At 45.8% G+C, this 550-nt stretch carries 1 protein-coding gene; it reads left to right on the top strand.

Annotated elements, in window-relative coordinates:
- Nucleotides 1-550 (top strand): hypothetical protein (locus HY58_RS18525; RefSeq protein WP_216593839.1); only part of this gene is annotated, 550 nt, incomplete at both ends.

The raw sequence follows: 550 nt of genomic DNA, 5'->3' as shown, positions 1-550 counted from the left end.
GGTGCCTACAGTAGGACTGACGGCTTGTACCGGTTCAACGGGAACGATTGGACTTGAAGTAACAGGTGGTACGCCGGCTTACTCTTATAGCTGGACTGGTCCGGCTAGTTTCACTGCTGATACAAAAGATATCACTGGACTTGCTACAGGCATGTATACTGTTGTGATCACCGATCTCAATGGATGTATCACCACCCTTGATGTAGAAGTTGGTACGCAGGATGTGACGATAGATTTGACTGAAGTAATAACACCCGCGATCTGTACTTCTAATAATGGAGGTATTGATCTCAGCATCGCTGGTGGTACTGCACCTTACACTATTAGCTGGACAGGACCTAACGGATTTAACTCCAGCGATGAAGACATAACCAGTCTTGCAGCAGGAACTTATACCGTAACAGTTACTGATGCAAATGGCTGCACCACAACCAAAGACATTGAAGTAACGGTTGAAATTCAGACTATTGAACTTACAGAAGTAATAACTCCGGCGATCTGTACATCCAGCAATGGTGGCATTGACCTTAGCATCGCTGGTGGTACTGCA

The sequence above is a fragment of the Flavihumibacter sp. ZG627 genome, from assembly GCF_000814325.1.
Lineage (GTDB): Bacteria > Bacteroidota > Bacteroidia > Chitinophagales > Chitinophagaceae > Flavihumibacter.
The sequence above is the reverse complement of the archived record's forward strand: the minus strand, read 5'-3'. Positions and strand labels throughout refer to the sequence as shown.